Raw genomic sequence first — 24,862 nt, forward strand, 5'->3', positions numbered from 1 at the left:
TCTATCCATGGATTTCTTCTCGTCCCAGGCCGAATCGCTCTCGGCCCTGTTCGCGCCAAGCTCCATCGCGGTGGTCGGCGCCTCGTCCAGCCCGCAGAAGATCGGCGGCATCCCCATCGACTACCAGCGCCGCTTCGGCTTCGACGGCGCGCTCTATCCGGTCAACCCCAACGCCGGGCGCATCCAGGAACTGCAGGCCTGGCCCGACCTGCAGTCCATTGGCAAGCCGGTGGACCTGGCCATCCTCGCCGTGCCCGCCGCGCTGGTCGACGGCGCGCTCGACGACGCAATCGCCGCGAAGGTGAAGGGCGTGGTGCTGTTCTCGTCGGGCTTCGCCGAGACCGGCGCCGAGGGCGCGGCCGCGCAGGCGCGGCTGGGCGACAAGGCGCGCGCGGCCGGGGTGCGGCTCATCGGGCCCAACTGCCTGGGCTTCATGAACATCGCGCGCAATGTCTACGCGACCTTCTCGCCGGCGCCCGGCGTGGGCCGCGTGGCGGCAGGGCGCATCGGGCTGGTGAGCCAGTCGGGCGCGTTCGGCGCGTATGCGTACTCGATGGCGCGGGCGCGCGGCGTGGGCCTGTCGCTGTGGGCCACCACCGGCAACGAGGCCGACGTGCAGTTCGCCGACTGCCTCGCCTGGCTCGCGCAGGACCCGGCCACCGACGTGATCATGGGCTACATGGAAGGCTGCCGCGACGGCCCCCGGCTGCGCGCCGCGCTGGCCCTGGCGCAGGCCAACGGCAAGCCGGTGGTGATGGTGAAGGTCGGCAGTACGGCGCTGGGCGCGCAGGCGGCCGCCTCGCACACGGCCGCGCTGGCGGGCGACGACGCGGTGTACGACGCGGTGTTCCGCCAGTACGGCGTGCTGCGCGCGCGCAACCTCACCGAGTTCTTCGACCTCGCCCACAGCGCGGCCGTGGCCGGCCGTCCGCGCGACCGCTCGATCGGCCTCTTCACGCTCTCGGGCGGCGTGGGCGCGCTGATGGCCGACGAGGCCTCGGCACAGGGCCTGGACGTGCAGCCGCTGAGCGATGCGGCACAGGACACGCTGCGCAGCTGGGTGCCCTTCGCGGCGCCGCGCAATCCGGTCGACATCACAGGGCAGGTCACCAACGACATGAGCCTGCTGGAGCGCAGCGCGCGCGTGATGCTCGACGACCGCGGCTTCGCGTCGTGGATGGGCTTCCTCGCGGCCGCGGGCGCGTCGGACGCCTTCTGGCCGGTGCTGCGCGAGCTGGTGGGCTCGCTGCGCGCCGCCTATCCCGACACGCTGCTGGCCATCAGCACGCTGCTGGCACCCGAGCGCCGCGCGGAGCTGGAGGCGATGCGCTGCCTGGTGTTCGCCGACCCCTCGGACGGCATCCGCACCATCGCCGCGCTCGCGGGGCTGAAGACCGGCGCGGCGCCCGCAGCGGCCTCGGTGCCGGATGGCGAGCCGCTGAAGCTCCCGGCCAGCACCATGTCCGAACCCGACGCACTCGCGCTGCTGGCCGAGGCCGGCGTGCCCGTGGTGCCGCACCGCGTGGTGCGCAGCGCCGACGAGGCGGCGGCCGCCGCCGAAGCCATCGGCGACGCGGTGGTGGTGAAGATCGTCAGCGCGGACATCCCGCACAAGTCGGACGTCGGCGGCGTGGCGCTCGGCCTGCGCGGCGCGGCGCAGGCGCGCGCGGCCTTCGAGCGCACGCGCGACCATGCCCTTTCGGCACGGCCCGATGCGCGGCTCGACGGCGCGCTGGTGGCGCGCATGCTGACCGGCGGCGTCGAATGCATCGCGGGGGTGCACCGCGACCCGGTGTTCGGGCCGGTGCTGATGTTCGGCCTGGGCGGCATCCACGTCGAGACGCTGCGCGACGTGTCGCTGCGCGCGCTGCCGATCACGCGCGACGACGCGCTGACCATGGTGCGCGAGCTGCGCGCCTTCGCGATCCTCGATGGCGCGCGCGGCCGCGCGCCGGTCGACCTCGATTCGATCGCCGATGCGCTGTGCGCGCTGGCCGGCTTCGCGCTGCGCGCCGGCGATTCGCTCGACAGCGCCGAGATCAACCCGCTGATCGCGCGGCCGCGGGCCGACGGCGGCTGCGTGGCGGTCGACGCGCTGGTCGTCGGACGCGCCGGATGAACAACCACGGGAGACAGATCGCATGACATCGAAGAGACAACTTGCCATGCTCGGCACGGCCATCGCGCTTGCAGCGGGCGGCGTACATGCGGAAGCGGCCTTTCCGTCGAAGCCGCTGCGCATCGTCGTGCAGTACCAGGCGGGCGGCTCCACCGACATCCTCGCGCGCATCGTGGCGGAGGGGCTGTCGAAGCGGCTGGGCCAGCCGGTGGTGGTCGAGAACCGCAGCGGCGCGGGCGGGATCATCGGCACCGACTACGTCGCCAAGAGCGCGCCCGACGGTTACACGCTGCTGCTGACGGTGCCGGGCCCTGTCACGGCGAACATGGTGCTCTACAGCAAGCTGCCCTACGACCCGCGCACCGACCTGCGCATGGTGTCGGACATCGCCACCACGCGTACCGTGCTGGCCGTGCACCCTTCCGTGCCCGCGAAGGACTTCAAGAGCCTCATCGCCGCCGTGAAAGCCGCCCCCGGCAAGTACACGATGGGCTCGTGGGGCCCCGGCACGCAGCCGCACCAGATCCAGGTCTACATGGACAAGACCTACGGCCTGCAGACGCTGCACGTGCCCTACAAGGGCGAGAGCCCGATGGCGGTGGACCTGATCAGCGGCGTCATCAACATGACGGTCGGCTCGGTCACCACGCTGCAGCCGTACATCGCGGCCGGCAAGCTGCGCGCGCTCGCGGTGGCCGGCCCGCGCCGCGCCAAGGCGCTGCCCGACGTGCCGACCTTCGCCGAGCAGGGCTACGCCGACGAGGTCTATGCGCTCACCGGCCCGACCTCGCTGATGGCGCCCGCGAAGACGCCCGACGCGGTGGTCGAGCGGCTGGGGCGCGAAGTCAGCGCGGTGATCCGCCAGCCCGAGGTCAGCCGCCGCATCGAGGAACTCGGCGCCGAGCCGGTGGGCAACCTGCCGGCCGACGCCACCGCTGCCTACAAGGCATTCCTTCCCGTGACGCTGCGGCTCACGCAGGCCACGGGCGTGAAGCTCGATTGAACCGATCCATGAACTCCAGCAAAGAGACATCCCGATGACCGCTCCCGATTCCACCATCACTGCCGCGCGCAAGGCGCTGGCCCGCTCCATCGGCCTGGCCGCCTTCGTCTACGGCTATCCGCTCACCGAGACCTACCGCACCTGCGCGATGCAGACCGCGCCCCGGGGCGAGCGCCGCACCGGTGCCTCGCACGGTTCGGACGTGCGCGCGCCGGTGAACACGCTGCACCATGCGCCGCGCCCTTCCACCGATGAAGACCGCGACGTGGTGACGCCAGCCAACGACCTGCTCTACACCATCGCCTGGGTGCACCTGGCGCAGGGGCCGATGCTGCTGACCGTGCCCGCGTCGTCGCGCCACCCGGGCCGCTACTTCGTGCTGCCGCTGTACGACGCCTACACCGAGAACTTCGAGAACCTGGGGCCACGCAACTGCAACCCCGAGGGCGAGACGGTGGTGCTCGTCAGCCCCGGCGGCACGGTGCCGGCATCGCTCGAGGGCCACCGCGTGGTGCGCTGCCCGACCGACCTCGTCTGGCTGATCGGCCGCATCCTCGTCGGCGACGAGAGCGACTGGCCGGCCGCGCGCGCGCTGCAGTCCGAGATCAGGCTGGAGACCGCCCCCGGCACAGTGCTGCAGGGACGGCCCGCCGCCGTCGAACACTGGGCCGGCCCGGCGGTGGATGCCATGGCCGCCGCCTTCGAGAACGGCGAGCCGGCCGCGCAGGTGGCGCCGCGCTTCTTCACCAACATGTGCCTGGAGCTCGCCGAGGCGCCGGGCCGCGTGGAAGACCGCGCGCTGGTCGCCTGGTTCGGCCAGGCCGGGCTGCGGCCGGACGCAGCCTTCTCATGGGACGCGCTGGACGAGCCCGCGCGCGAAGGGCTGATCGAAGGCTTCGCCGAAGGCGTGCAGCTGGTAGGTGCCGCGGGCCGCAACCGCCGCCCCAAGCCCTGGTCGATGACGCCTTCCACCGGCCGCTACGGCAACGAGTTCCTCGGCCGCGCCCGCACCGCCTACCTGGGCCTGGGCGCGCTGGCCACCAGCGAGGCGGTCTACGCCGCCGCGCACTACGACGAAAAGCAGGAGCCGCTGGACGGCCAGCGCAGCTACACGATGCGCTTCGAGGCCGACGACCTGCCGCCCGCGGATGCCTTCTGGTCGGTGACGCTCTACGACGCCGACCGTTTCCTCTACCCCAACGAGATCAAACGACATGCGATCGGCGACCGCACGCCCGGACTGAAGCGCGCGGCCGACGGCAGCCTGGAGCTCAGCCTGAGCCACGCACGCCCTGCCGACACGTCCAACTGGCTGCCCGCGCCGGCCGGCCGCTTCTACCTGATCCTGCGCATGTACTACCCGCGCGAAGGCGTGCAGAGCTGGCGCATTCCCGCCCTGCAGGCGCGGGAGGCCTGAGCGATGCAGACGACAACCATCGACGACGAACTGCGCACGCTGGCCGAGAAGGCCGTCGTCTACGCCTTTCCGCTCTACGAGATGAGCCGCATGCGCGCCGCCACCTCGCCGCAACGCACCGACAGCGTCGGCGAAGCGCCCAAGCCCCATCGCTGGTGCAACGTGTTCACCCACGCGCGCCAGCTGCTGGGAGCGGGCAAGAGCCGCGTGGTGACGCCGAACAACGACACGCTCTACACCAACGCATGGCTGGACCTGGGCGACGGCCCGCTGGTGATCGACGTGCCCGACACGGCCGGGCGCTACTACGTGCTGGGCCTGCTGGACTTCTACACGAACCCCTTCGCGCACATCGGCCAGCGGCTCACGGGCACGGCCGCGCGCTCCTTCCTCGTCACGCCGCCAGGCTGGCGCGGGGAAGTGCCGGCCACGTTCGTGCAACCCGGCTCGCACATCGAGGCGCCGACGCGCTGGCTGTGGGTCATCGGCCGCATCCTGGTCGACGGGCCGGGCGACGTGCCTGCGGTCAATGCGCTCCAGGACGGCTTCGTCGTGCGCACGCTCGGCGACTGGCGGGCCGGCAAGGCGGCATCGATGCCGAAGCACTTCGACCCGGCCTGCGACCCGAAGGCGCCGCTGGGCGCCGAGCACTTCGCCACCCAGGTGAATCGGGCGCTGCGCGAGAACCTGCCGCCCGCGCGCGATGCCGCTGTGCTCGCCCGCTTCGCACGGCTCGGGCTGGGCCCCGATGCCGGCACGCCCGACGAAACGCAGCTCGGCCTGCTGCAGGACGCGCTCGATGCCGTGCTGCCGCGCCTGCGCAATGCGCAGTCGGGCACCACGGCACCTTCGGGCTGGGTGCAGATGCCGCTGGTCGAAGGCAGCTTCGGCGACGACCACCTCGCGCGCGCGCTGGTCGCGCTCAAGTACATCGGCATGCTCGAGAGCCGCGAGGCGACCTATCCGCTGGCCTGGCACGACGCCACGGGGCGCAAGCTCGAGGGCAGCGGCCGCTACACACTGCGCTTCGCGCCAGGCGCGCTGCCGCCGGTCGAAGCCTTCTGGTCGCTCACGATGTACGACAGCCGCGACTACATGCTGGTGGACAACCCCATCGACCGCTACGCCATCGGCGACCGCACGCCGGCGCTGCGCCGCGATGCGGACGGCGGGCTCACGCTGCACATCCAGCATGCGAGCCCCGAGGGCGAGACCGCGCGGGCGAACTGGCTGCCGGCGCCCGCCGGCGATTTCTATCTGTGCCTGCGCGCCTATGTGCCGCGCGAGGAAATGCTGGACGGCCGCTATGCGCTGCCGGCGCTGGTGCGTATCGGGGAGGCCGCATGAGCACCAACAACAGTACGGGCAACACTGAACAGGAAAAGCCCTTCCTCATCGTCGGCACGGGCACCGAGACGGTTGCGCCGGGGCTGCACATCCTGCGCGGGCAGGGACAGTCCTTCGTGGCCGAGACCGATGCCGGCCTCGTGGTGATCGACGCCGGGCCGGGCGGCGCGGTGACGCAGGGCATGATCGACGCGGTGCGCCAGATCAGCAACGCGCCGCTGCATGCGCTGTGCTTCAGCCACGGGCACGTGGGCTACAACTCCGGCGTGCCGATGTGGCTCGCGCATGCCGCGCAGCGCGGGGATGCGCCGCCGCGCGTCATCGCGCACCGCAACGTGCCGAAGCGCCACGCGCGCTACCGCGAGACCGAGACGCTGCAGCACCGCATGGCGGAGATCCAGTTCAACCGGCCCGCCGGCTTCTTCGACCACCGGCTCGCCATGCACCCGCCCACGGAGATCTTCGACGACCGGCTGCAGATCGGACAGGGCGACAGCCGCATCGAGCTGCGCTGGGCACCTTCGGAGACCGACGATGCGATCGCGCTGTGGAGCCCGTCGCAGCGCGTGCTGTACGGCGGCGCGGCGCTGATCGACTCGATTCCCAACATCGGCACGCCGTTTCGCACGATGCGCGACACGGTGCGCTGGGCCGACACGCTCGAAGCGCTCGCCGCGCTCGGTGCGCGCAAGGCGGTGCGCGAGTTCGGCGCCACGCTCGAAGGCGAGGAGCAGGTGCGGCACGTGCTCACGCACACCGCGCGCGCGCTGCGCTGGCTGCGCGCCGAGGTCGTGCGGCTGATGAACGAGGGGCACAACGAGCGCGGCGTGCTGGCGCGCATGCGCTTTCCCGACGAGCTGTTCGGCGTCGAGTGGATGAAGCCCACCTATGGCGACCCCGGCTACATCGTGCGCGACATCTACCGCTCGGAGAACGGCTGGTGGGACCGCAACCCGACCTCGCTGCACCCCGAGGCGCCGGAGGCCATCGGCCGGGCCGTGGCGGAGGCCATCACCGACAAGCGCGGCGTGATCGTGCGGGCGTGCGGCTTCGCGAAGGAAGGCCGCTGGCAGCTCGCGCTGCACGTGATCGACCTGCTGGCCACGGCCGAGGGCGACGCGCCCGAGATCGTGGAGGCGCGCTCGCTGAAGGCCGAATGGCTGCGCGAGCGCGCGCGGCAGGTGCCGAGTTACGTCTCGCGCAACCTGTATCGCGTGGGCGCGGACATGATCGAGCAGGGAACGCAGGCGCGCTTCGGCATCCACTGACAAACAGGTAGATAGATAGAGAGCAGAGAGACCAGGAGACAAGACATGAGAAGCACAACACTCCTCCGACGCCATCTGCGCACCCTGGCCGTGGGGGCGCTCGCGGCATGGGCCGCAGCCTCCGGCCATGCGCAGGGCAGTGCCGACGCGTATCCCGACAAGCCGGTGACGCTGATCGTGCCGACGGCGGCAGCGGGCGGCACCGACACCATCTCGCGGCTGATCGCGGACGCGCTCTCCAAGTCGCTGAAGCAGCCCTTCATCATCGACAACCGCCCGGGCGCCAACGGCATCCTCGGCACCGAACTCGCGGCGCGCGCCACGCCCGACGGCTACAAGCTGCTGTTCACCTACGCGGCGGCGATGGTGGTGAACCCCAGCCTCTACAGGAAGCTGCCCTACGACCCGCTGAAGGACTTCGCGCCCGTGGCGCAGATCGGGCGCGGCGGCAACCTGCTGCTTGTGCGGCCGGACCTGCCGGTGAAGACGCTCAAGGAATTCGTCGCCTATGCCAAGGCCCGCCCCGGCAAGCTCAACTATTGCTCGTGGGGCAGCGGCTCCGGCGGCCACCTCGCGATGGAGAGCCTCAAGAAGCAGGCCGGCCTGTCGATGACGCACGTGCCCTACAAGGGCAGCGGCCCCTGCGTGCAGGACCTGATGGGCGGGCAGGTGGATGCGGCCTTCGCCGACATGTCGTCCACGGTGGAACTGGTGCGCGCCGGGCGCCTGAAGGCGCTGGCCAACAGCGGCCCCTCGCGCATCCCGATGCTGCCCGACGTGCCGACGATGACCGAGGCCGGCTACCCCTTCGGCAATTACTCGTGGTACGGCGTGCTGGCGCCCGCGAAGACGCCGCCGGCCATCGTGAAGAAGCTCAACGCGGCGGTGAACCAGGTGCTGAAGGACCCGGCCGTGGTGCAACGGCTGCGCGAGCTGAACTTCACCGACCTGCCGCAGAACACGCCCGAGCAGTTCGCCGCGACGATGCAGAAGGACCTGCACGACTGGAGCGTGCTGGTGAAGGACATCGGGCTGACGCTGGAGTGAAGCCCCGGCCGCGCCCGCCTTACTTGGCCAGCGACTTCAGCGCCAGCTTGATGCCCTCGCTCACCGCCACATCCTTGGGCAGCGCCTTCAGCGCGAGCGCGGCTTCCTTGTCGCTGTAGCCCAGCGCGACCAGCGCCTGCAGGATGTCGGCCTGCGCGTCGGAGGCGGCGTGCGCCGGCAGGCCGATGTCGGCGCCGAGCTTGCCCTTGAGCTCCAGCAGCAGCCGCTCTGCCGTCTTCTTGCCGATGCCGGGGATCTTCACCAGCCGGCCCAGCTCCTGCGTTGTGATCGCCTGCGAGAGCTCGCCCACGCTCATGCCCGAGAGCAGGCCCAGCGCGGTGCGCGGGCCCACACCGGTGATCTTGATGAGCTGGCGGAAGGCGGCGCGCTCTTCCGCCGTGCCGAAGCCGTAGAGAATCTGCGCGTCCTCGCGCACGACGAAGTGCGTGAGCAGCGACACCTTGGTGCCGACGTTCGGCAGGTTGTAGAACGTGCTCATCGGCACGTCGACTTCGTAGCCGACGCCGTTGCAGTCCACCACCACCTGCGGCGGATTGCGCTCCGCCAGAATGCCGGTCAGTTTGCCTATCATGGGTGCCCTTTTTCCTTGAAATGTCCGGCGTGATTCTGCGACACACCTTTACCCCCCTGAACAATTCGCGCCTCAGCCACCTGTGCGGCCCTCTGGACGCGCACCTGCGCCGCATCGAGGACGCGCTGGGCGTGAAGATCGCGCACCGCCACGAGCAGTTCAAGGTCGACGGCCCCAAGGCCCCCGCGCAGCGGGCCATGGACGTGCTGCAGGCGCTCTACGAGATCGCCCAGCGGCCTATCGACGCTGCGGTGGTGCAGCTCACGCTGGCCGGCGACGGCGGCATGCTCGAAGGCGACGAGGACGCGGCGATGCTCGTCACCCGTCGCGGCGACCTGCGCCCGCGCACACCCACGCAGGCCATCTACCTCGACAACATCGCCAAGCACGACATCACCTTCGGCATCGGCCCGGCCGGCACCGGCAAGACCTACCTGGCTGTGGCCTGCGCGGTCGACGCGCTGGAGCGTGCGGCAGTGCAGCGCATCGTGCTGACGCGTCCGGCGGTGGAAGCGGGCGAGCGGCTGGGCTTCCTGCCTGGCGACCTGACGCAGAAGGTCGACCCCTACCTGCGGCCGCTGTACGACGCGCTCTACGACCTGATGGGTTTCGAGAAGGTGCAGAAGGCCTTCGAGCGCAACGCGCTGGAGATCGCGCCGCTGGCCTTCATGCGCGGGCGTACGCTGAACAACGCCTTCGTGATCCTCGACGAGGCGCAGAACACCACGCCGGAGCAGATGAAGATGTTCCTCACGCGCATCGGCTTCGGCGCGCGCGCGGTGGTGACGGGCGACGTGAGCCAGATCGACCTGCCGAAGAATCAGTTAAGCGGCCTGATCGACGCCGAGCGCGTGCTCAAGCGGGTGAACGGCATCGCCATGACGCACTTCACCAGCGCGGACGTGGTGCGCCATCCGCTGGTGGCGAAGATCGTCGATGCCTACGACGGCCAGCGCAAGCGCGCGGGAGGCCACTGAGATGGCGGCATCGAAGCTCCCGGCGCTTTCGCTTTCGCTGCAGTTCGGCCGCTTCAAGGGCGTGGAGCGCCATCGCGCCGCGCTGCCGCGCCACAGCGTGACGCGCTGGATACGCCATGCACTCGACATCGATGGCGAGATCACGGTGCGCATCGTCGATGCCGACGAAGGCCAGCGACTGAACCGCGAGTTCCGCGGCAAGGACTACGCGACCAACGTGCTCACATTCGACTATGCGCAGGGCCCGCTGGTGATGGCCGACCTAGTGCTGTGCGCGCCGGTGGTCGCGCGCGAGGCGAAGGAGAACCGCAAGACGCTGGCCGACCACTACGCCCACCTGCTGGTGCACGGCGCGCTGCATGCGCAGGGCTGGGACCACGAGACCAGCGAGGCCGACGCCGACGAGATGGAGGCGTACGAGATCGAGATCCTCGCGGGGCTGGGCATCCGCAGCCCCTACGGCAAGTAGGCAGCAGGCCGCGGCGCTACGCCGTCATCTGCAGCGGGATGGTGACCGGCCCGTCGTTGAGCAGGTGCACCTGCATGTCGGCGCCGAATTCGCCGGTGGCCACCACCGGATGCGCGGCGCGGGCCTGCGCCACGAAGTATTCGTAGAGCCTCCGCCCTTCGTCGGGCGGCGCGGCCTGGGTGAAGCTGGGGCGGTTGCCGCCGCTCGCATCGGCCGCCAGCGTGAACTGGCTCACCACCAGCAGGCCGCCGCCGATGTCCTGCACGCTGCGGTTCATCTTGCCGGCCTCGTCGGCAAAGATGCGCAGCTTGAGGATCTTGGCGAGCATGCGGTCGGCGAGCGCGTCGACGTCGCCCCGCTCGGCGCACAGCAGCACCAGCAGGCCCGCATCGATGGCGCCGACGGTGCGGCCGGAAATGTCTACGCGGGCATTCGCCACGCGCTGGAGAACGGCTTTCATAGGGGATGATGTTCGCCGGCTTGGGTGGCGCGGGCTTCCATGGTCAGGGGCAACAGCTGGATGGTGACGCGCAGGCCGGGCACGGCGTCCATGAGCGCCTGCTCGAGTTCGTCGCGCATGCTGGCGGCGTGCTGCAGCGTCCAGTCGCCGGGTACGTGCATGTGCAGGTCGGCAAAGCGGCGCTGGCCGGCGCTGCGCGTGACCATGTCGTCGAAGCGCAGCCGCCTGCCTTCGGGCACGCGGGTAGCGAAGGCGTCGATGGTGGCGCGCACGGTGGCGAGGGTCTCGGGGTCGAGGGCCTTGTCCATCAGGCCCTGCGAGGAGCGCCACACCAGCTTGACGCCCTCGCGGGCGATGTTCAGCGCGACGCCGATGGCCAGCACAGGGTCGAGCCAGAGCCAGCCGGTGAGCATCACGCCGACGATGCCGACCAGCACGGCGGCGGAGGTCCAGACGTCGGCCATCAGGTGGCGGCCGTCGGCCTCCAGGGCGATCGAGCGGTGGGCGCGCGCCGCGCGGAACAGCAGGAAGGCCAGCCCCGCGTTGAAGCCCGAGCTGAGCACCGACAGCGCCAGGCCCCAGCCCAGCTGCTCCAGCGGCTGGGGCGACAGCAGGCGCTGCACCGAGACCCAGAGGATGGCGACGGCGGCCCCGACGATCAGGATGCCTTCGAAGCCCGAGGAGAAATATTCGGCCTTGTGGTGGCCATAGGGGTGGCCGTCGTCGGCCGGCCGCTCGGCGATGGTCACCATGGCCAGCGCGAAGACGGCGCTCGCGAGGTTCACGAAGGACTCCATGGCGTCCGAGATCAGGCCCATGGAATTCGTCATGTAGCCGGCCAATCCCTTGAGCGCGATCGTGATCAAAGCCACGGCAATCGAGGCGCGCAGCAGCGTCTTAGGGGTAAACATCATGCAAATGCCATCAGGAATGGAGCAGGAAGCAACGCTAAAAGCGGTAAAAGACCGCAGAAACAGCCTGAATTATCGGCCTCGTGTCCATATGTAACGCCTTCGCATTAATAATGTTTGGCAAACGTTGCGCAACTGTTATTCGCAGAGAGCCAGATGATGAAAAACCTCGTGACCGCCCTCGGCGGCCTCGCCATCGCGGGAGCCGCCATGCTGGCGCAGGCCCAGACGCCGCCGGCCGCACCCGCGGCCTCCCCCGCGACTGTTCCCGCTCCGGCACCTGCTCCCGCTCCAGCGCCTGCTCCCGCAGCAGCCGTGCCGGCTCCAGTGCCTGCCGCTGCCAAGGCCGATCTCCAGGCCGGCTTCGTGAAGTCGGTGCGCGGCAACGTCCAGCTGCTCAACGGCGCGGGCGCCGCCCGCACCGCCAGCCCCGGTGACGCGCTGGGCGCCGTGGACCGCATCGTGACCGGCCCCGACTCCTCCGCCGCCGTGGTGCTGCGCGACGACACGACGCTGGTGGTCGGCCCCTCCTCGCGGCTCGATCTCAAGGAATTCCATTTCGACGGCACCACGCGCGAGGGCGGCATCCTGCTGTCGCTGCTGCGCGGCTCGATGCGCATGATCACCGGCCTCATCGGCAAGACCAACCCCGACGCGGTCCGGGTCGAGACGCAGACCGCCACCATCGGCATACGCGGCACCGACTTCATCGTGCAAGCCGACGGCCAGCCATGATGAAGACGCAGATGCCGAAACTCCAATCCTCCCGTTTCCCCTCCCTCCTCGCGGCCACGCTGGCCGCAGCGCTTCTGGCCGCCTGCTCCACGCCCGGCACGCGTGTGGTGCTGCTGCCGCAGGCCGACGGCAGGCCCTCGGCGGTGGTGGTTCGCGCCAAGGACGGCGAAGAGGTGCTCTCCACGCCCTACCAGCGCGCCACGGCCGCGGTCGGCGCCAAGGGCGCACCGGTGGTCGACAACGTCGATCCGGCCAAGGTGCAGGCGGAGAACAAGCCGCTGTTCGACATGCGCCCGCCCCCGCCGCAGCGCTACACGGTGTACTTCGAACTCGGCGGCACCACGCTGACGGCGGCGTCGCAGCAGATCATGAGCGAGGCGCTGGCGGCGGCGCTGGCGCGCAGCGGCGGCGACATCGTGGTCACCGGCCACACCGACACCAAGGGCAACGGCGACCAGAACGACGAGCTGTCGCGCCGCCGGGCGCAGGAAGTGGCCCAGCTCTTCGTGGAGCGCCAGTTCCCGGCCAACCGCATCGAGGCCGTGGGCCGCGGCGAACGAGACCTCGCCATCCAGACCGCCGACGACGTGGACGAGCCGCGCAACCGGCGCGTCACCATCGAGGTCCGCTAATTAGATATAGAGGGATCGAGCAGGTCGCCCCGAAGGGCGATCAGCTCAGGGTCACGCGCGCGAACTTGCGCTTGCCGACCTGAACCACGTAGCTGCCGGCAGGCAGCTTCAGCGCCTTGTCGCTGACCACGGCGGAATCGATGCGCACGCCGCCACCGTCGATCAGGCGGTTGCCTTCCGAGGTCGAGGGCGCGAGGTTCGCCTGCTTGAGCACCTGGGCGATGCCCAGCGGGGCGCCCGAGAGCGAAACCTCCGGAATCTCGTCCGGCACGCCGCCCTTGCTGCGGTTGATGAAGTCCTGCTCGGCCGCATCGGCCGCCGCCGCGCTGTGGAAGCGGGTGGTGATTTCCTTGGCCAGCGCGACCTTGGCGTCCTTCGGGTTGCGCCCGCCCTCCACCTCGGCCTTCAGCGCCGCGATCTGCTCCAGCGACTGGAAGCTCAGCAGGGTGTACCAGCGCCACATCAGGTCGTCAGAGATCGACAGCACCTTGGCGAACATGGTGTTGGCGTCTTCGCTGATGCCGATGTAGTTGTTCTTGCTCTTGGACATCTTCTCGACGCCGTCGAGCCCTTCCAGCAGCGGCATAGTGAGGATGCACTGCGGTTCCTGGCCGTATTCCTGCTGGAGATGGCGGCCGACGAGCAGGTTGAACTTCTGGTCGGTGCCGCCCAGCTCCAGGTCGCTCTTGAGCGCGACCGAGTCGTAGCCCTGCATCAGCGGGTACAGGAATTCGTGCACCGAGATCGACTGGCCGGCCTTGAAGCGCTTGTTGAAATCGTCGCGCTCCATCATCCGGGCCACCGTGTACTTGGCGGCCAGCTGGATCATGCCGCGGGCGCCCAGGGGGTCGCTCCATTCGGAGTTGTAGCGGATCTCGGTCTTCTCGGGGTCCAGCACCAGGCTGGCCTGCTTGTAGTAGGTCTGGGCGTTGGCCTCGATCTGCTCGCGGGTGAGCGGCGGGCGGGTGCTGTTGCGGCCGGAGGGGTCGCCGATGGTGGTGGTGAAGTCGCCGATCAGGAAGATCACCCGGTGGCCCAGGTCCTGCAGCTGGCGCATCTTGTTGAGCACCACGGTATGGCCGACGTGAATGTCCGGCGCGGTGGGGTCCAGGCCCAGCTTGATGCGCAGCGGGGTTCCGGTGGCTTCGGAGCGCTGGAGCTTGCGCACCCATTCGTCCTGCGGCAGCAGCTCGTCGGCGCCCCGGAGGGAGATTTCGAGCGCGCGTCCTACACTATTCGAGAGGCTCATGGATGTAACAGAATCGGCCTTTACGGGCTTTTTTAGCTGATTTTTGGGGTGCCGAAGCTATACTCAGCCCGACTTTTCTAGCGCCGAATTCTAAGCGGCGCTCTTTCCGCACCGTCTCCTGCCGCCCTGAACGTTACTGGGCCTTGCAGCACGGACCTGCAGAACCTGAGCTGGAATTCATAGTTTGATCAACGGCATCCTTGCCGCCGAGGAGCTTCTCGCTTCCCGCGTGGCTTACACATTCCGGACGTACCCCAGGCAGATCACCGCGATCATCGCGGGCGCGCTGCTGAGCGCCGGCACCCTCGCGGTGGCCTCCCTGGGCCCCGACGCATCCGACCTCCCCGTCCACCAGATCCTCGAAGCCACGGCGCCCGTCTCGTTCGCCGACCAGAGCGAATCGCTCGAGAACTTCAGCTTCACCCTCTTCCGCACCGACGTCACCCGCTCCAGCGACACGGCCGATGCGCTCATGAAGCGCCTGGGCATTTCCGACCCGGCCGCCACCGCCTTCGTGCGCGGCAGCGTCGAGGCCCGCAACGCGCTCTTCTCGCGCGCCGGCCGCACCGTGACGGCCGAGGCCACGCAGGAAAACCAGCTCAAGAAGCTCAGCGCCCGCTGGATTCCCGACGGCGACGGCGGCTTCAAGCGCTTCGTCATCGAGCGCACGCCCACCGGCTTCTCGGGCGTCACCGAGCGCGATTCGCTCACCCCCGGCACGCGCCTGGCGAGCGGCACCATCCGCACCTCGCTCTTCGCCGCCACCGACGACTCGCGCATCCCCGACGCAGTGGCCAGCCAGCTCGCGGACATCTTCGCGGGCGACGTCGACGTGCGCAACCTGCGCAAGGGCGACCGCTTCGCCGTGGTGTACGAGACCTTCGAAGCCGACGGGCAGGCGCTGCGCAGCGGCCGCGTGCTGTCGGCCGAGTTCGAGAACAACGGAAAGATCCACCAGGCCGTCTGGTTCCAGCCCCCCGGCGCGGGCCAGAAGGGCAGCTACTACCGCCCGAACGGCGACAGCCTGCGCAAGGCCTACCTGGCGACGCCGGTCGAGTTCTCGCGCGTGTCCAGTGGCTTCGCGATGCGCATGCATCCGATCCTGAACAGCTGGCGCCAGCACAACGGCATCGACTACGCGGCGCCCACCGGCACCTCGGTGCGCTCGGTCGGCGACGGCACGGTCGACTTCGCCGGCACGCAGAACGGCTACGGCAACATCGTCATCATCAACCACCGCAACAACCAGCAGACGGCATACGCTCACCTGAGCCGCATCGACGTCAAGGCCGGCCAAGCGGTGAGCCAGGGCCAGACGGTCGGCGCGGTGGGCTCCACCGGCTGGGCCACCGGCCCGCACCTGCACTTCGAATTCCGCGTGGGCGGCGTCTACCAGGACCCAGCCTCCATCGCACAGGAAGGCGGTGCTCCGATCACCGCTGCCATGCGTCCTGCCTTCGAACGCGTTGCCGTGGGCGCGCGCACCGAGCTGGCCGCGGCCTTCTCCGTCATCCAGGCCAGCGCCGACTGACCTCCCGGCGATGGCGGCCGAGGAGCTTTTCATCGGCCTCATGTCGGGCACCTCGCTCGACGGCGTCGATGGCGTGCTCGCCGACTTTTCGGGCGGCCGCATCGCGGTCAAGTCCTACGCCACAGCCCAGTTTCCGGTGGCATTGCGCGCCGAGCTGCTGGCGCTGAACACGCCGGGCGACAACGAACTCCACCGCGCGGCACTGGCCGGCAACGGCCTGGCCCGCGCCTACGCCGGCGTCGTCGCCCAGCTGCTGGCCGACAGCGGCACCGATGCCGGCGCGATCACCGCCCTCGGCGCGCACGGCCAGACCGTGCGGCACCGGCCGCTCGAGTTCGACGAAGTCGGCTACACGCTGCAGATCAACAATCCCTCGCTGCTGGCCGAGCTGAGCGGCATCGACGTGGTGGCCGACTTCCGCAGCCGCGACCTCGCGGCCGGCGGCCAAGGCGCACCGTTGGTGCCGGCATTCCACCGCGCGCTGTTCGGCAGGCCGGACGAGACGGTTGCGGTGCTGAATATCGGAGGCATTTCCAACCTGAGCCTGCTGCCGGCCACCAACCGGCCGGCAGGCGCGCCCACGGTGCTCGGCTTCGACTGCGGCCCCGGCAACGCGCTGATGGACCACTGGTGCCAGGCCTATCAGGGCCAGCCCTTCGACCGCGGCGGCCAGTGGGCGGCCAGTGGAAAGGTACTGCCCGGCCTGCTCGCGCAGCTTCTGGCCGACCCGTATTTCGCCCGGACCCCGCCCAAGAGCACCGGCCGCGACCTGTTCAACCCCGACTGGCTGGCCGCGCAGCTCGGCACCGCGGCCATGGCGCCCGAAGACGTACAGGCCACGCTGGCCGAACTGACCGCGCATGCTTGCGCGGCGGACCTCAAGAGCTACGGAAAAGATAGCAAGCTGCTGATCGTCTGCGGCGGCGGCGCGCTGAACGACCACCTGCTCGCCCGGATGCGCGCCCTGCTGCCAGGCGTGACGGTCGCGGCTTCCACCGATCACGGGCTGCCGCCCCTGCAGGTCGAGGCCGCCGCCTTCGCCTGGCTTGCCCGCGCAACGGTGCGCCGCGAGCCGGGCAACCTCGCCAGCGTGACCGGCGCGCGCGGCGCCCGGGTGCTGGGCACGATCTACCCCGCCTGACCCGATCAGCCCTGGCCGGAAACCTCCGGTTGCGCCGGGTGCGGCGCACGCACTTCAGATGGCAGATGCCAGAAGATGAGCGCGGAAGCGATCGTGATGAGCCCCATGGTCGCAAAAGTCGCCTGGAAGGCGTCCAGCGTGTGGGCCGGCGTGTCGGTGCCGAACACACCGTTGTAGCCCGCCAGCACCGCGCCCGCGGCGGCCACGCCCATGCTCATCGCGAGCATCTGCACCATCGACAGCAGGCTGTTGCCGCTGCTGGCCGTACTGCCGTCCATGTCCTTCAGCGTGATGGTGTTCATGGCCGTGAACTGCAGCGAATTGACCGCCCCGAAGGCCAGCAGCTGCAGCACGTGCAGCGCCATCGGCTGGCCCGGCGCCGTGAGCCCGAAACTGGCCATGGTGCAGCCGACGAGGATGGTGTTGACCACCAGCACCTTGCGGTACCCATGGCGGGTGATCAACGGCGTGGCGAAGCGCTTCATGGCCATGCCGGCCAGCGCGATCGGCAGCATCATCAGCCCGGCGTGCACCGGCGAGTAGCCCATCGACACCTGCAGCAGCAGCGGCACCAGGAAGGGCATGCAGCTGCTGCCCAGCCGCGAGAACAGGTTGCCGATCAGGCCGATGCTGAGCGTGGGCACATGGAAGAGCGAGGGTGCGAACAGCGGCTCGGGCGTGCGCGCGGCGCGCAGCCAGTAGCCGGCGATGCTCGCGAAGCCGAAGATCAGCACCACCATCACCCCGCCCTGGCGCAGGCCCACGCCGTCGAGCGCGAGCGAAATCGCCACCATGCCGAAGGCCAGCATCGCGTAGCCCACGCTGTCGAAGCGCTTGAGCGCCGCGCCCCGCAGGTCGGGCATGTACTTCAGCGTGGCGATGCAACCGGCCAGCCCCACGGGCACGTTGATCAGGAAGATCCAGTGCCAGGAGGCGTACTGCACCAGCCACCCGCCCAGCGTGGGGCCCAGCAGGGGCCCGATCAGCCCCGGGATGGCCACGAAACTCATCGCCTGGAGAAACTCCCCGCGCGGCACCGTGCGCAGCAGCGACAGCCGCCCGACAGGCAGCAGCAGCGCTCCGCCGAGCCCCTGCACCACCCGCGCCGCCACCAGCTGGCCCAGGCTGTGCGACAGCGCGCACAGCACCGAGCCCAGCGCGAACAGCACGATGGCCGAAAAGAAGATGCGCCGGGTGCCGAAGCGGTCGGCGATCCAGCCCGAGGCGGGGATGAGCATCGCCATGGTGAGCGCGTAGGCCACCACCACCGACTGCATGCGCAGCGGACTCTCACCCAGGCTCGCGGCCATCGCGGGCAGCGCCGTGTTGATGATGGTCGCGTCGAGCGTCTGCATGAAGAAGCCGACGGCCACGAGCCACAGCAGGCTCCTGCGAACGGGTTGATCGGCGGGCTCAGCCTCGGGAGTCGTCATGGCGCGAAAGGAAACGGGAACGAAAAAGCCGCCCGAAGGCGGCTTTTTGGGGGGAGGCTGGTCAGCGGCATCCAGGCATCAGGCCGAGAAACTCGACCCACAGCCGCAGGTGCTGGTGGCGTTCGGGTTCTTGATCACGAACTGGGCGCCTTGCAGGTCTTCCTTGTAGTCGATCTCTGCGCCGACCAGGTACTGGTAGCTCATGGCATCGATGAGGAGCGACACACCGTTCTTGGTCATGGTGGTGTCGTCTTCGTTGGTGATCTCGTCGAAGGTGAACCCGTACTGGAAGCCGGAGCAGCCGCCACCCTGCACGAACACGCGCAGCTTGAGGTCGGGATTGCCTTCTTCGGCGATCAGGTCGGCCACCTTGGCTGCCGCGCTGTCGGTGAAGATGATCGGCTCGGGCATCTGGGTCTGGATGTTTTCGGCTACGGCGCTCATGGGCTAATAACTCCTTGGGGGGCCGGATGTGCGGCCAATGGGACGAATCCTACTGCAATGACGCGATTCCGGCAGGCCATGGCCGGCTCGCACCCCATTGCAAGTGGGGTCGGAGCAACCCGGTACCAGGGGCCTCCAACGAAAAAGCCGCCCGAAGGCGGCTCTTGTTCGCTCGCAGGAAGCGGATCAGCGCTTGCTGAACTGCTTGCGGCGACGGGCGGAGTGCAGACCGACCTTCTTACGTTCGACTTCACGTGCATCGCGCGTGACGTAGCCAGCCTGGCTCAGCACCGACTTCAGCGCTGCGTCGTAGTCGATCAGCGCGCGGGTGATGCCGTGGCGGGTAGCGCCGGCCTGGCCCGATTCGCCGCCGCCGTGCACGTTGACCATCACGTCGAAGGTTTCGAGGTTGTTGGTCAGCGCGAGGGGTTGCTTCGCGATCATGATCGAGGTTTCACGGCCGAAGAAATCCTGGATGTCCTTGCCGTTGACCGTGATCTTGCCCGAGCCCTTTTTCAGAAACACGCGGGCGACGCTCGATTTGCGACGGCCGGTGCCATTGTTCCATTCACCAATCATTCTCAAGGCTCCTTAGATTTCCAGCGTCTTGGGCTGCTGGGCGGCGTGCGGGTGCTCAGCACCACCGTACACCTTGAGTTTCTTGATCATTGCGTAACCGAGCGGGCCCTTGGGCAGCATGCCCTTGACAGCCTTTTCCAGGGCGCGGCCCGGGTGCTTCGATTGCATGTCGCGGAAGTTCGTCGCCGTGATACCGCCCGGGTAGCCCGAGTGACGGTAGTACACCTTGTCGATGGACTTGGCGCCGGTGACGCGCAGTTGCGATGCGTTGATGATGACGATGAAGTCACCGGTATCGACGTGAGGCGTGTAAATGGCCTTGTGTTTGCCGCGCAGACGGAGAGCAACTTCGCTGGCTACTCGTCCGAGGACCTTGTCGGTCGCGTCAATCACAAACCACTCGTGCGTCACGTCAGCGGGCTTTGCGCTGAACGTTTTGGTCATGAGTTTTCTCTTGAAAAGAGGGTTTGGCGGGCCCTTTTCCACGGTCGGCGTTCCTCTGACGGGAATCTCTTAGGTGGGTTTCGAAGTCTTCGCCGCGGGGCCACAAAAACGCTGCGAAGCCCGCGATTATACGAAGAATGGCCCTGGGCGGGCAAATTCGCCCGTATCCAGCCCCAACACCGTTACCATCCTCCCCCTATGTTCAGTTACCGCCACGCCTTCCATGCCGGCAACCACGCCGACGTGCTCAAGCACACGGTGCTGATTGCCACGCTCGACCATCTGCTCGAAAAAGAGGCAGCGCTGACGGTCGTCGACACCCACGCCGGCGCCGGCCTCTACCGCCTGGACGGCGACTACGCCGGCACCAGCGGCGAGGCGGCAGACGGCGTCCTGCGCCTTCTTTCGGACAAGAAAGAGCCCGCCACGCCGGCTCCTGCGACAAAGCCTGCTATCAAAAAGGCAGCACCCGAGGCCGAAGCCCCGCTGGCCGACGCCATTGCCCGCTACCTGAGCGTGATCAGCGACTTCAATCCCAAGGGCGGCGCCCGCGTCTACCCCGGCTCGCCCTTCATCGTGCAGCACCTGCTGCGCGACCACGACAAGCTCAAGCTGTTCGAGCTGCACCCCACCGACGCGCGCACCCTGGACGCCAACATCGCCCAGCTCGAGGCCGGCCGCCAGATCGCCGTGCTGCGCGAGGACGGCTTCGGCAGCGCCACCAAGTTCCTGCCGCCGCCGTCGCGCCGCGCGCTGGTGCTGATGGACCCCAGCTACGAGATGAAGACCGACTACGGGCGCGTGCTCGACTTCATGGCCGAGGCGCTCAAGCGCTTCGCCACCGGCACCTACGCGGTCTGGTATCCGATCATTCCGCGCCCCGAGGCGCACGACCTGCCGCGGCGGCTCAAGACGATGGCGACCAAGGCCGGCAAGTCGTGGCTGCACGCCACGCTGACGGTCAAGTCCAGCAAGATCACGAAAGATGCCGCCTCGGGTGAAACGCACCGGCCGGGCCTGCCGGCCAGCGGCATGTTCCTGATCAACCCGCCCTACACGCTGAAGCCGATGCTGGCGGCCGCACTGCCGCAGCTGGTGGAGCGCCTGGGCCAGGACCGCAACGCCGCCTTCTCGCTCGATTCGGGCGGCTGAGCCGGCCGAATCTCCCAACCTTTTTACTTGCGACGCCGGGGCGGCACCGCCACCTTGCGCCGAACCGGAACCGGCGCCCGCGCCCGCTGCTGCGACGGCTCGCTCGACGCCGCCGGCGCCGCTGCATCGCCGGCTTCCACCGGCAAGCCGCCGCAGCGCATGCCGTCGCGGTCGACGACCGTCAGCGCCACCTGCTTGATGCCCAGCCCCGTCAGGCCGATGCGGTCGGCCGCCGCGCGGCTCAGGTCGATCACCCGGCCTGCCGCATAGGGCCCGCGGTCGTTGATGCGCACCAGCACCTCGCTGCCATTGACGAGGCTGCGAACGCACACGCGCGTGTTGAAGGGAAGGGTCTTGTGCGCCGCCGTCATGGCGGTCATGTCGAAGCGCTCGCCGCTGGCGGTCTTGCGCTGGTGGAACTGGATGCCGTACCACGAGGCGCCGCCGCGCTCGAAGATCTCGCGCAGCCCGTCGTCGGGCACGCCGTCGTCCGGCGCCTGCTCGCCCGTGCCCGAGACAGCGAGGTCATAGCGCACCGCCGGAACGCTGGAGCGCGCGGCCGCGCCCGGAGGCACCGCGATGGCGCGAGGCAGGGGCAGCAATTTCGCGTTGCCCTCGGCGTCGGTCGCAGGCGGCATGGCGCATCCCGCGAGAACGCAGGTCGCCGCGGCAAGCGCCGCCCGAAGCCCCGCGCGCCCTCTCAATCGAGGCGCTCCAGCACAGCCAGCGTGGCCGCCGACTGGTTCATCGTGTAGAAGTGCAGCGCCGGTGCGCCGCCTTCCTGCAGGCGCGCGCACAGGTCGGTGACCACGTCGAGGCCGAAGGCCTTGATCGACGCCGTGTCGTCGCCGAAGCCCTGCAGCCGCAGGCGGATCCAGCGCGGAATCTCGGCGCCGCAGGCGTCGGAGAAGCGCATGAGCTGCGTCGAGCTCGTGATCGGCATGATGCCCGGCACGATCGGGGTGTCGAGCCCGAGCTTGCGCACGTCGTCGACGAAGCGGAAGTACGCCTCGGGGCTGAAGAAGTACTGCGTGATCGCCGAATCGGCGCCCGCCTTCACCTTGGCGGCGAAGGCCTGCAGGTCGGCCTCGGGCGAGCGGGCCTGCGGGTGGATCTCGGGGTAGCAGGCCACCTCGATGTGGAAGTCGCGGCCGGTCTCCTCGCGAATGAAGCCGACGAGGTCGCTCGCGTACTGGAACTCGCCGCCGATGCCGTAGCCGCTGGGCAGGTCGCCGCGCAGGGCCACCAGGCGCTTGACGCCCATGGCCTTCAGCTCGGCGAGCTGCTCGCGCACGGTGGCGCGCGTGGCGCCGATGCACGAGAAGTGGCTCGCGGCGTCCACGCCCTCGGCCAGGATCTCCTGCACCGCGCCGAAGGTGCCCTGGTGCGTGGACCCGCCCGCGCCGTAGGTGACCGAGCAGAACTGCGGCTTGCGCGCATAGAGCTGCTGGCGCACCGCGCGCAGCTTGACCGCGCCTTCGGGCGTCTTGGTCGGGAAGAATTCGAAACTCAACGGAAGGCGCACCTGCGTCTCCTTAGGAACCGTTCGCGCGCACGGCGCGCTCGGCATGAATGAAAAACTCGCGGTTGCCGTCGCCACCGGCGATCGGGCTGTCGAACCACTGCAGCACCCGCAGGCCGAGCGCCTCGCAGGCATCGCGCAGGCGCTTCTCGACCACCGCGTACATCGACTCGTCTCGCACGATGCCGCCCTTGCCGACCTGGCCCGGTTGCAGTTCGAACTGCGGCTTGACCAGCATCAGCAAGCGGCCCTCGTCGGCCAGAAACTCGACCACCGCCGGCAACACCAGCGTGAGCGAGATGAACGACAGATCGCCCACGATCAGGTCGAAACGCGACTCGCCCTCCTCGCCCAGATCGTCGGCCGAGAGAGCGCGCGCATTGACGCCCTCGATGGCCACCACGCGCTCGTCCTCGCGCAGCCGCGCATGCAGCTGCCCATGCCCGACGTCGACGCCCACCACCCTGGCGGCGCCGCGCTGCAGCAGGCAATCGGTGAAGCCGCCGGTCGACTGGCCCACGTCGAGGCACAGCTTGCCGGCGGCGTCGATACCGCTCGCCGCCAGAGCGCCTTCGAGCTTGAGCCCGCCGCGCGACACGTAGCGCGCTTCCGCCGCGTCGAGCAGCTCGAGCTCGGCCGATTCGGGCACATCGTCCTTGTTCTTGACGACGTCGCGCCACGCGTCGCCCGAGCCCGCATCACGCCAGCGCAAGCCGCCGGCAATGAGCCGCACGGCCTGCGAACGCGATGCGGCAAGGCCGCGCTCCACCAGCAACTGATCGGCGCGCATGCGTTGGCTGTCGCCGCTCAGTAGCGGTAGGTGTCCGGCTTGTAGGGGCCGTTCTTGTCGACGCCGATGTAGGCGGCCTGCGTGTCGGTCAGCTCGGTGAGCATGGCGCCGACCTTCTTCAGGTGCAGGCGCGCGACCTTCTCGTCGAGGTGCTTCGGCAGAACGTAGACCTTGCCGGCCTGGTAGGCGTCGGGCTTGGTGAACAGCTCGATCTGCGCGATGGTCTGGTTCGCGAACGACGACGACATCACGAAGCTCGGGTGGCCCGTGCCGCAGCCCAGGTTCACGAGGCGGCCCTTGGCCAGCAGGATGATCTTCTTGCCGTCGGGGAACTTGATGTGGTCGACCTGCGGCTTGATCTCTTCCCACTCGTACTTCTCGATCGAAGCGACGTCGATCTCGTTGTCGAAGTGGCCGATGTTGCAGACGATGGCCTGGTCCTTCATGGCGGCCATGTGCTCGTGGCGGATCACGTCGCGGTTGCCGGTGGTGGTCACGAAGATGTCGGCCTTGTCGGCGGCGTATTCCATCGTCACGACCTTGTAGCCTTCCATGGCGGCCTGCAGGGCGTTGATCGGGTCGATCTCGGTCACCCACACCTGCGCCGACAGCGCGCGCAACGCCTGGGCCGAGCCCTTGCCCACGTCGCCGTAGCCGGCCACGCAGGCGATCTTGCCGGCGATCATCACGTCGGTGGCGCGCTTGATGCCGTCCACCAGCGACTCGCGGCAGCCGTAAAGGTTGTCGAACTTGCTCTTGGTGACCGAATCGTTCACGTTGATGGCGCGGAACAGCAGCGTGCCCTTGGCCGACATTTCGTTCAGGCGGTGCACGCCGGTGGTGGTTTCTTCGGTCACGCCGATGATCTCGGCCGACTTGCGGGTGTACCAGGTGCCGTCGACGGCCAGCTTGGCCTTGATGGCGGCGTAGAGGATGCGCTCTTCCTCGCTGGTCGGGTTGGCGAGCACGCTCTGGTCCTTCTCGGCGCGCTGGCCCAGGTGCATCAGCAGCGTGGCGTCGCCGCCGTCGTCCAGGATCATGTTCGGGCCTTCGCCCTTCGAGCCCTTGGGGCCGAAGTCGAAGATGGCGTGGGTGTAGTCCCAGTAGTCCTTGAGCGACTCGCCCTTGATCGCGAACACCGGCGTGCCCTTCTCGGCGATGGCGGCGGCGGCGTGGTCCTGCGTCGAGAAGATGTTGCACGAGGCCCAGCGCACCTGCGCGCCCAGCGCCTGCAGCGTCTCGATCAGCACGGCCGTCTGGATGGTCATGTGCAGCGAGCCGGTGATGCGCGCGCCCTTCAGCGGCTGCGACTTCGAGAACTCCTCGCGGATGGCCATCAGGCCGGGCATTTCGGTTTCCGCGATGCGGATTTCCTTGCGGCCCCAGGCGGCGAGGGACAGGTCGGCGATCGCCTGGTCGGCGGTCGAAACGGGGGTGGGTTTGAGAACAGCGCTCATGGGAACTCCAACAAAACTGGTTTGAAGATGCCGCTGCGTACGGAAAAAGACTCACCGCAAGAACAGCGGGTGAGCGTCGTTGCGATGTGGTCCGAGCCTCACGCCTGATGGCGCTGCAACGCTCCTCGGAGCGGCGGATTGTA

Annotated in this window: 25 protein-coding genes and 1 riboswitch; of the genes, 13 read left to right on the plus strand and 12 right to left on the minus strand. The window is 69.0% G+C overall.

What is annotated here, in order from left to right; translation table 11 throughout:
- Positions 1-7: 7 nt before the first annotated feature.
- From ABL838_RS27485 to ABL838_RS27510, 6 genes are read left to right on the plus strand one after another with little or no spacing between them, the layout of a single operon-like run.
- A complete protein-coding gene (locus ABL838_RS27485; RefSeq protein ID WP_418122820.1) occupies positions 8-2,119 on the plus strand; it encodes an acetate--CoA ligase family protein in 2,112 nt (703 codons plus the stop codon).
- A gap of 22 nt (positions 2,120-2,141) precedes the next feature.
- Positions 2,142-3,122, plus strand: a complete 981-nt coding sequence (locus ABL838_RS27490) for a Bug family tripartite tricarboxylate transporter substrate binding protein (RefSeq protein WP_418122822.1) — start codon at positions 2,142-2,144, stop codon at positions 3,120-3,122.
- Positions 3,123-3,156: 34 nt separating this feature from the next.
- The gene (locus tag ABL838_RS27495; RefSeq protein WP_418122824.1) at positions 3,157-4,539 is read left to right on the plus strand and encodes a DUF1254 domain-containing protein; all 1,383 of its coding nucleotides are present in this window, start codon (positions 3,157-3,159) and stop codon (positions 4,537-4,539) included.
- Between the two features lie 3 nt (positions 4,540-4,542).
- The gene (locus ABL838_RS27500) at positions 4,543-5,886 is read left to right on the plus strand and encodes a DUF1254 domain-containing protein (protein ID WP_418122825.1); all 1,344 of its coding nucleotides are present in this window, start codon (positions 4,543-4,545) and stop codon (positions 5,884-5,886) included.
- On the plus strand, positions 5,883-7,154 hold the full coding sequence (locus ABL838_RS27505; protein ID WP_418122827.1) for an alkyl sulfatase dimerization domain-containing protein: 1,272 nt from the start codon (positions 5,883-5,885) through the stop codon (positions 7,152-7,154). The genes ABL838_RS27500 and ABL838_RS27505 overlap by 4 nt, the downstream gene beginning before the upstream one ends.
- A gap of 45 nt (positions 7,155-7,199) precedes the next feature.
- A complete protein-coding gene (locus ABL838_RS27510; RefSeq protein WP_418122829.1) occupies positions 7,200-8,201 on the plus strand; it encodes a Bug family tripartite tricarboxylate transporter substrate binding protein in 1,002 nt (333 codons plus the stop codon).
- A 19-nt stretch (positions 8,202-8,220) separates the two neighbouring features.
- Here the strand turns inward: ABL838_RS27510 and ruvA are convergent, their stop codons facing one another.
- Positions 8,221-8,793, minus strand: a complete 573-nt coding sequence (gene ruvA, locus ABL838_RS27515; RefSeq protein WP_126023684.1) for a Holliday junction branch migration protein RuvA — start codon at positions 8,791-8,793, stop codon at positions 8,221-8,223.
- Between the two features lie 20 nt (positions 8,794-8,813).
- On the opposite strand from ruvA, the gene ABL838_RS27520 reads away from it, so the two are divergent.
- Entirely contained in the window at positions 8,814-9,770 is a 957-nt protein-coding gene (locus ABL838_RS27520; RefSeq protein ID WP_418122831.1) for a PhoH family protein, read from the plus strand.
- Position 9,771: 1 nt separating this feature from the next.
- On the plus strand, positions 9,772-10,239 hold the full coding sequence (gene ybeY, locus ABL838_RS27525) for an rRNA maturation RNase YbeY (protein ID WP_418118006.1): 468 nt from the start codon (positions 9,772-9,774) through the stop codon (positions 10,237-10,239).
- Positions 10,240-10,255: 16 nt separating this feature from the next.
- Here ybeY and dtd read toward each other — a convergent pair whose 3' ends face one another.
- Entirely contained in the window at positions 10,256-10,699 is a 444-nt protein-coding gene (gene dtd, locus ABL838_RS27530) for a D-aminoacyl-tRNA deacylase (protein ID WP_418122833.1), read from the minus strand.
- Positions 10,696-11,613 (minus strand): cation diffusion facilitator family transporter, encoded by a 918-nt coding sequence (locus ABL838_RS27535; RefSeq protein ID WP_369660735.1) that lies wholly within the window; start codon positions 11,611-11,613, stop codon positions 10,696-10,698. Before ABL838_RS27535 ends, dtd begins: the two co-directional genes overlap by 4 nt.
- 153 nt (positions 11,614-11,766) lie before the next feature.
- Between ABL838_RS27535 and ABL838_RS27540 the strand changes: the two genes are divergently transcribed.
- Complete coding sequence (locus ABL838_RS27540; protein ID WP_418122835.1) at positions 11,767-12,345, plus strand: FecR family protein; 579 nt, start codon at positions 11,767-11,769, stop codon at positions 12,343-12,345.
- Positions 12,346-12,356: 11 nt separating this feature from the next.
- Positions 12,357-12,977: an OmpA family protein gene (locus ABL838_RS27545; protein ID WP_369660734.1), complete on the plus strand. Its 621-nt coding sequence runs from the start codon at positions 12,357-12,359 to the stop codon at positions 12,975-12,977.
- A 40-nt stretch (positions 12,978-13,017) separates the two neighbouring features.
- Here the strand turns inward: ABL838_RS27545 and tyrS are convergent, their stop codons facing one another.
- Positions 13,018-14,226 carry a tyrosine--tRNA ligase gene (gene tyrS, locus ABL838_RS27550; RefSeq protein ID WP_369660733.1) on the minus strand — a complete coding sequence of 403 codons (1,209 nt, stop codon included), beginning with the start codon at positions 14,224-14,226 and terminating at the stop codon, positions 13,018-13,020.
- A 184-nt stretch (positions 14,227-14,410) separates the two neighbouring features.
- Between tyrS and ABL838_RS27555 the strand changes: the two genes are divergently transcribed.
- Both ABL838_RS27555 and ABL838_RS27560 read left to right on the plus strand, forming a co-directional pair.
- Positions 14,411-15,757 carry a M23 family metallopeptidase gene (locus tag ABL838_RS27555; RefSeq protein ID WP_126023692.1) on the plus strand — a complete coding sequence of 449 codons (1,347 nt, stop codon included), beginning with the start codon at positions 14,411-14,413 and terminating at the stop codon, positions 15,755-15,757.
- A 10-nt stretch (positions 15,758-15,767) separates the two neighbouring features.
- Positions 15,768-16,898, plus strand: coding sequence for an anhydro-N-acetylmuramic acid kinase (locus ABL838_RS27560; protein ID WP_418122837.1), 1,131 nt, complete (start codon positions 15,768-15,770; stop codon positions 16,896-16,898).
- A gap of 5 nt (positions 16,899-16,903) precedes the next feature.
- On the opposite strand, the gene mdtD is transcribed toward ABL838_RS27560, so the two are convergent.
- The 4 genes from mdtD to rplM form a co-directional block, all read right to left on the minus strand.
- Complete coding sequence (gene mdtD / locus ABL838_RS27565; protein ID WP_126023694.1) at positions 16,904-18,331, minus strand: multidrug transporter subunit MdtD; 1,428 nt, start codon at positions 18,329-18,331, stop codon at positions 16,904-16,906.
- A gap of 78 nt (positions 18,332-18,409) precedes the next feature.
- Positions 18,410-18,775, minus strand: a complete 366-nt coding sequence (gene erpA / locus ABL838_RS27570; RefSeq protein ID WP_019656358.1) for an iron-sulfur cluster insertion protein ErpA — start codon at positions 18,773-18,775, stop codon at positions 18,410-18,412.
- Between the two features lie 186 nt (positions 18,776-18,961).
- Complete coding sequence (gene rpsI / locus ABL838_RS27575) at positions 18,962-19,354, minus strand: 30S ribosomal protein S9 (protein ID WP_126023695.1); 393 nt, start codon at positions 19,352-19,354, stop codon at positions 18,962-18,964.
- A gap of 12 nt (positions 19,355-19,366) precedes the next feature.
- The gene (gene rplM, locus ABL838_RS27580; RefSeq protein ID WP_019656360.1) at positions 19,367-19,798 is read right to left on the minus strand and encodes a 50S ribosomal protein L13; all 432 of its coding nucleotides are present in this window, start codon (positions 19,796-19,798) and stop codon (positions 19,367-19,369) included.
- Between the two features lie 198 nt (positions 19,799-19,996).
- On the opposite strand from rplM, the gene ABL838_RS27585 reads away from it, so the two are divergent.
- Complete coding sequence (locus ABL838_RS27585) at positions 19,997-20,950, plus strand: 23S rRNA (adenine(2030)-N(6))-methyltransferase RlmJ (RefSeq protein ID WP_418122839.1); 954 nt, start codon at positions 19,997-19,999, stop codon at positions 20,948-20,950.
- Between the two features lie 23 nt (positions 20,951-20,973).
- On the opposite strand, the gene ABL838_RS27590 is transcribed toward ABL838_RS27585, so the two are convergent.
- The 4 genes from ABL838_RS27590 to ahcY form a co-directional block, all read right to left on the minus strand.
- On the minus strand, positions 20,974-21,588 hold the full coding sequence (locus ABL838_RS27590; protein ID WP_418122841.1) for a septal ring lytic transglycosylase RlpA family protein: 615 nt from the start codon (positions 21,586-21,588) through the stop codon (positions 20,974-20,976).
- A gap of 62 nt (positions 21,589-21,650) precedes the next feature.
- Positions 21,651-22,475, minus strand: coding sequence for a methylenetetrahydrofolate reductase [NAD(P)H] (metF, locus tag ABL838_RS27595; protein ID WP_184640871.1), 825 nt, complete (start codon positions 22,473-22,475; stop codon positions 21,651-21,653).
- Positions 22,476-22,485: 10 nt separating this feature from the next.
- The gene (locus tag ABL838_RS27600; RefSeq protein ID WP_418122843.1) at positions 22,486-23,262 is read right to left on the minus strand and encodes a TlyA family RNA methyltransferase; all 777 of its coding nucleotides are present in this window, start codon (positions 23,260-23,262) and stop codon (positions 22,486-22,488) included.
- 17 nt (positions 23,263-23,279) lie between these two features.
- Positions 23,280-24,719 carry an adenosylhomocysteinase gene (gene ahcY / locus ABL838_RS27605; RefSeq protein ID WP_126023700.1) on the minus strand — a complete coding sequence of 480 codons (1,440 nt, stop codon included), beginning with the start codon at positions 24,717-24,719 and terminating at the stop codon, positions 23,280-23,282.
- A gap of 64 nt (positions 24,720-24,783) precedes the next feature.
- Positions 24,784-24,852, minus strand: a riboswitch (S-adenosyl-L-homocysteine riboswitch).
- Positions 24,853-24,862: the final 10 nt, after the last annotated feature.

It is taken from the genome of Variovorax sp. 160MFSha2.1 (assembly GCF_048305075.1).
GTDB lineage: Bacteria > Pseudomonadota > Gammaproteobacteria > Burkholderiales > Burkholderiaceae_C > Variovorax > Variovorax guangxiensis.